The organism is Fervidicella metallireducens AeB (assembly GCF_000601455.1).
GTDB classification, from domain to species: domain Bacteria; phylum Bacillota; class Clostridia; order Clostridiales; family Caloramatoraceae; genus Fervidicella; species Fervidicella metallireducens.
This window is the reverse complement of record NZ_AZQP01000087.1, coordinates 1-4,041: the sequence shown is the minus strand read 5'-3', so window position 1 is coordinate 4,041 and position 4,041 is coordinate 1. Positions and strand designations below refer to the sequence as shown.

5 protein-coding genes, 2 tRNA genes and 1 rRNA gene are annotated in these 4,041 nt (G+C 30.4%); 7 read left to right on the top strand and 1 reads right to left on the bottom strand.

Annotation, left to right across the window (positions count from 1 at the left end; all coding sequences use genetic code 11):
* The first annotated feature begins 4 nt into the window (after window positions 1-4).
* From Q428_RS13495 to Q428_RS13485, 3 genes are all read left to right on the top strand, one after another.
* Window positions 5-80 (top strand) — tRNA-Thr (locus tag Q428_RS13495).
* A gap of 27 nt (window positions 81-107) precedes the next feature.
* Window positions 108-224 (top strand): 5S ribosomal RNA (gene rrf / locus Q428_RS13490).
* Between the two features lie 5 nt (window positions 225-229).
* A tRNA-Asp gene (locus Q428_RS13485) sits at window positions 230-306 on the top strand.
* Between the two features lie 41 nt (window positions 307-347).
* Here Q428_RS13485 and Q428_RS13480 read toward each other — a convergent pair.
* Window positions 348-1,520 (bottom strand): nucleotidyl transferase AbiEii/AbiGii toxin family protein, encoded by a 1,173-nt coding sequence (locus Q428_RS13480; protein WP_035381802.1) that lies wholly within the window; start codon window positions 1,518-1,520, stop codon window positions 348-350.
* A 141-nt stretch (window positions 1,521-1,661) separates the two neighbouring features.
* Between Q428_RS13480 and Q428_RS13475 the strand changes: the two genes are divergently transcribed.
* The 4 genes from Q428_RS13475 to Q428_RS13460 form a co-directional block, all read left to right on the top strand.
* Window positions 1,662-2,147 (top strand): HD domain-containing protein, encoded by a 486-nt coding sequence (locus tag Q428_RS13475; RefSeq protein ID WP_051515186.1) that lies wholly within the window; start codon window positions 1,662-1,664, stop codon window positions 2,145-2,147.
* A gap of 101 nt (window positions 2,148-2,248) precedes the next feature.
* Window positions 2,249-2,932: a response regulator transcription factor gene (locus tag Q428_RS13470; protein WP_035381800.1), complete on the top strand. Its 684-nt coding sequence runs from the start codon at window positions 2,249-2,251 to the stop codon at window positions 2,930-2,932.
* Entirely contained in the window at window positions 2,910-3,512 is a 603-nt protein-coding gene (locus Q428_RS13465; protein WP_035381798.1) for a hypothetical protein, read from the top strand. Before Q428_RS13470 ends, Q428_RS13465 begins: the two co-directional genes overlap by 23 nt.
* Window positions 3,513-3,538: 26 nt before the next feature.
* Window positions 3,539-4,041, top strand: a 503-nt coding sequence (locus Q428_RS13460) for a HAMP domain-containing sensor histidine kinase (protein WP_035381796.1), incomplete at its 3' end; no start/stop codon positions are given.

The window sequence follows — 4,041 nt, the reverse complement described above, 5'->3', positions numbered from 1 at the left end:
ATATGCCGGCTTAGCTCAATTGGCAGAGCAACTGACTTGTAATCAGTAGGTTGTAGGTTCAAGTCCTATAGCCGGCTCCATTAAATTTTTGCATAAACTTTTAATAATCTGGTGGCGATAGCCTCGAGGACACACTCCTTCCCATACCGAACAGGACAGTTAAGCTCGAGTACGCCGATGGTACTTTGGGGGAAGCCCCACGGGAGAGTAGGTAGCTGCCAGATTATGTGGCCCAGTAGCTCAGTTGGTTAGAGTGCCGGCCTGTCACGCCGGAGGTCGAGGGTTCGAGCCCCTTCTGGGTCGCCATAATAAAAAGACAAGGAATATTCCTTGTCTTTTTTAACGTTTCAAATAAGATTTTTTTCAATTAACATTGTTAAAAAACACATCCTGTTAATGTTCATTATATTTTTTACAATTACTTTACTATTCCATTCAGATATTTTCATAATAAATTTTTTCCGATATAATTCTCTTTCGCCTTTTGATAGCGATTCTATAAAGGTTATTTCATCTATGTAATCATTTATTAAATCAAAATATAATATTTGTTTAGTTTTTATGTATGCTTTTATAGAAGATATATATGTGTAAATATACATGAACATTATAGCCCATGTATCAATATCCATATAGGTTCTAATATGCTGTTGTATGTTTGAATCAATAAACTTTTTTACTTTTACATGGCAATATGGATCTTTAACAAACAAATCCCAAGTAAAAAAATTAAATAAAGTATCACTAATATCATCTAGAATAATTTGTGTTGATAATGTGGATATTCTTTTAGTTTTACACTCTTTATCAACAACTTTACTTAAATTTTCTGCAATATCAACAAAGAAATCGGCAGAGGTTTCTACATTCAATAAATTATAAACATCGTAAGTATTTTTATAATATCCATCAATTCTATGTTTTTCAAGGCCTATTGAGTTTGAGGCAAAGGTTAAAAGTTTCTCTGCAATCAAAATATTTTTAGGAACACAAATAGGAGTATAATCCAGTGTTAAACCTAAAACATTACACTTATTCATGAAACAAGAGATATCTTGAGAATTTGAATGATAAACAAAATCTATTTTTAAATCTTTTTTCCTTCCTTTATTAAATATGAATGGTAAATCCAAAAGGAACGTTGACATTTCTATAGAATGAAAAGAGTCTTTAACATGCTTTGGAATATATTCTTTGTAATCAAAAAAACAATTGCATTTAGTAAACTTATATTTTAAATATTCAAGGGAATTAACAATGTCTTCTTTATCTATAATACATGCAAAATCAATATCTGCTGTGCACCGTTGAAATTCAATTGGTAGGTAGAGCTGGGATGCAGCACCACCTTTTATAACAACGTTAGAGCTTAACATTTCTTGTAATTGACCTATAATTTCATAAATCCATTTATTAACTTCAAGAGATTCCTTTTTTACCCCATAATAGTTGCTTTCAGATCGAATTGTATGTTTAGAAAAATAAAAACTGTCATGCAGAAAGATATTCTTCTTACCCATCTAAATCACCTTTTCTTAACGTATGATAAATTAGTTTATGAAATTATATGAAATAAATGTATTAAACAATATAGTTCCCAAAAGATAAAATTTAACTTAGAATATATTTGTACATGTGATACAATGGAGGCAAAAGGGATTATGTTATATAGAGTTAAACAATTCTTTCATGGTATAACAGCTAAACTTACCAGCGAGGATATTTCCTTTATTGATAATTTCTTAGATATAAAAGAAAAAGATTTGTTTTTTATGCTACCTGAGTATGAACAGGCTCATAGTATAAGAGTTGCCAGAAGGGTTTTAGAAGAAAGTGTTAAGAGAGAAGCCTATAGTGATATGTTAATGAAAGCTGCATTATTACACGATATTGGTAAAATAAACAGCGGCCTTAATTTAATTACAAAATCTATTATGGTAATTTTAAATAAATTATTTCCAAAATATTTATATAAATTGAATGGAATAAAATTTGTAAATGCATTTTATAACCATCCAGAGCTGGCATTAGGTTACTTAATGGATGAAGAGGAGGAAGTGAAATTTTTAATACTGAATCATCATAATTATTACATCAAGTGCAACGAAGGATTAGAGATATTACAACTTGCTGATTCAGAGAATTAAGAATTTATTTTATTAATGTAAAGTATTAATATATTGAATTTTTCAGATAAAAGATATAATATTGTTATAAACAGACAAATGATGGAATTGGAGTGATGAATATGGATTATAGAATACTTATTGTAGATGATGAAGAAAACATTGTTAAAGGAGTAAAATATAACCTTGAATTAGATGGTTACGGAGTTGATGTAGCCTTTGATGGAGAAGAAGCACTTAAAAAATTAGATGATAATATATATAATCTTATAGTTTTAGATATTATGCTTCCTAGGATAGATGGATTTACCCTGTTAAAGAAAATCAGAGAAAGATCATCCGTACCTGTAATAATGTTAACCGCTAAGGGTGATGATGAAGATAAGGTTCTAGGATTTGAGTATGGCGCAGATGACTATATGACAAAACCATTTAATATACTGGAGTTAAAAGCCAGGGTTAAGGCTTTATTAAGAAGAACCTATGATCTTGTAGCAAATAAAGGGGATATAATAAAGACAGGAGATATTATGATAGATGTGCCATCAAGAAAGGTTAATGTTCAAGGTAAACCAGTAGATTTAACATCTAAGGAATTTGATATATTATTTTTATTAGTAACTAATCCTGGTAAAATTTATAGCAGGGAAACGCTTCTTGAAATAATATGGGGCTACGATTACTATGGTGACTCCAGAACTGTTGATGTTCATATAAGGAGATTAAGAGAAAAAATAGAGACAGACCCAGGCAACCCACAATATGTCCTAACTAAATGGGGAGTTGGTTACTATTATAAAGGATAAAGCATACAGAAAAACACTGAAACTTAAGGTAATAATCTCTTATTATTTTATAGTTACAGCATCTTTACTTCTAATTAATCTATTGTTGTTTTTTGCACTTGAAGAAAACAAACTTGAAGAGAGAAAAAACAAGCTTTCGTCTTACTCTAGAACAATTGCAGATGTTGTAATTGAATCGGGGATGGGGGATGTGCCCCTTGTTGATACTACTGTTAAAACTTTAAGCGTGCAATCAAATTCAAGGATTATAGTATTCGATAGAGATGCAGTAGTAACAAATGATTCAAGTAATACAATAGTTGGTCAAAAGATTATCAATATAAAGGATATTGAAAAGGTTCTAAAGGGAATTGAAACAACAAGTAAACACTTAGTCAGGGAAAATAAAATAATGCATTTTTCCATACCTATTATCAAAGGAAATGAAATCTATGGAGGCGTAATATTTTCTAATCCAATTGACGACATATATGAAGATATTTTTAAAATAATAAAAAAACTAGTGTTTATATCTGCATTAATATTAACCTTACTTGGAGTATTCAGCTATATGATAGCTACAATGATAACAGGGCCATAGAACGGGTAATAGGAGCTACTGAATCAATGGCTGAAGGAGATATTAATCAGAGAGTTGAAGTTAAAAGTAATGATGAGTTAGGACGTTTATGCAGCGCATTTAATAAGATGAATGAAAAAATCAATCTTATGGATAGAGAGAGAAGACAGTTTGTTGCAGATGCTTCACATGAATTAAAATCGCCTTTAACCAGTATTAAGGTTCTAGTTCAATCATTAATAGGTGGTGCAATTGACAACAAAGAAATTGCATTAGAATTTCTTAATGACATTGATATGGAAGTAGATAGACTAACAGACATAGTAAGTAATCTGTTGGAGCTCACAAAGCTAGAGGGCAGTTATGGAATCAAAGTCGAGATTTTCGATGTTGACAGTATATTTAAAGAAATAATTAAAAAACTTACCCCTATATCCAAAATTAAAAAAGTAGCAATAAGATATGAAGGTTCCAGTATTTTGATGGAGGGGAACAAGGAGAATATTTTAAGGGCAATATACAATATAGTGGAAAATGCAATAAAATATTC

What these genes read in the sequence shown, in the direction of transcription:
- Q428_RS13480 (WP_035381802.1), bottom strand. Translation starts at nt 1,520, where the DNA reads ATGGGTAAGAAGAATATCTTTCTGCATGACAGTTTTTATTTTTCTAAA.
- Q428_RS13475 (WP_051515186.1), top strand. Translation starts at nt 1,662, where the DNA reads ATGTTATATAGAGTTAAACAATTCTTTCATGGTATAACAGCTAAACTT.
- Q428_RS13470 (WP_035381800.1), top strand. Translation starts at nt 2,249, where the DNA reads ATGGATTATAGAATACTTATTGTAGATGATGAAGAAAACATTGTTAAA.